The 1,331-nt window shown below is 67.0% G+C and carries 1 pseudogene; it reads right to left on the reverse strand.

Annotation, left to right across the window (positions count from 1 at the left end):
• Positions 1-1,331 (reverse strand): annotated as a pseudogene (locus tag EOA27_RS36725) (peptidoglycan-binding protein); the annotation flags it as partial.

Consider the following 1,331-nt stretch of genomic DNA (forward strand, 5'->3'; position numbering starts at 1 on the left):
GTCTTCAGATCCTGGGCGAGGCCGGCAACGGCGGTCGCGTTGGTCTGCGCCGTGCTGGAGGTCGACTCGGCGAGCGATTTGACGGCGCTCTCGGCCGCCTCGCGCGCCACGCTCAGAATGGAATCGCGCGTGCCGGCCAGCGACTTCTCGATCTCGTTTAGGCGCGGACTGATGTCCTCGAACTCGGGCAGCGGCGTGCCGGGCCTGGAAAGATGCGCCGATAGGCCGGCGACCTGCGCTTCCAGGCTGCGGATCAGCGCCGGATCGATGCCGGCGACCTGATGCGCCGACGATTCCAGCCGGCTGGAAATATCCTCGAGCCGGCTTTCGAGCCCGCGGATCGCCATATCGCTGGCGGGATCGGGCGCGCGCGTCTCGATGCGCTTGGCCAGAGCGGTGAAGCGGGCATCGATCGCTTCCATGATGCCGGCGCTGTCGTCTTGACGCATGCGCTGGTCGAGCCTATTCGCCACCTCGTCCAGCCGACGCTCCAGATCGTGGAACAACGCGTTGCTTTGTTCGATTGCGTCTCCCTGGCGGCGCTCGAGCAGCATCGACAGCGCGTCGAAGCGCTGCTCCAGGCCCTGGAAGATCTGGTCCGCGTCGGGCATGGCCGGCGCGCGGTCCATCTTGTCGGTGATGGAAGCGATCTGTTTGCCCAGACGCTCCATGGCCTGCTCGGGCAGATCGGTGCGGCCGGCCAGCTGGTCCACGCGGCTGGTGAGAAGATTGAGGCGGTCGAGGACCTCGGCGCCGGGCCGCGACTGCGCGACTTCTTCGATCTGCACCGCCAGCGAGGCCATGCGCTTCTCGATCCGGCCGAAGGTCTCGGGGTCGAAGGCATTGGCCTGCGCGGCTACCGTCGAGGCGACGATGGCGCGGGAAATCTCGTCCAGCCGCTCGTCGATCATGGCGAGCGTTTCGCCGCCGCGCGCGGTCTGCTGGCCGGCGAAGCGGTCGACCGCGCCGGCAAGCGTGCGCACCTTTTCCTCCAGCGAGCGCAGCGAAAGCGATTCCGGCAGGCTGTTGACGGCGCTGCTAATCTGCTCGAGCCGATCTGTCAGCACTGAAAGGCTAGGGCCTTCGGCGCGCTTGCGCTGGTCGGCGTCGACACGGTCCTCGAAAGCGCTCCAGCGGCGGTCGAAATCGTCCCAGCGGCGGTCGACCTTCTGCACGCTTTCCTCGCGCGCCAACGTGTCCAGCGCGCCCTTCACCTGTTCCAGTTCCAGCCGCAGCAGATTGACGCTGCGGTCATCACTTTTTTCGGCGAGCGACTGGATCGCTCCCGAAAGCCGCTCGAATTCGAGGCCGAGCTCGGCGCTGCTCTTGTC

It is taken from the genome of Mesorhizobium sp. M2A.F.Ca.ET.037.01.1.1, assembly GCF_003998075.1.
In the GTDB taxonomy this organism is placed as follows: Bacteria; Pseudomonadota; Alphaproteobacteria; order Rhizobiales; family Rhizobiaceae; genus Mesorhizobium.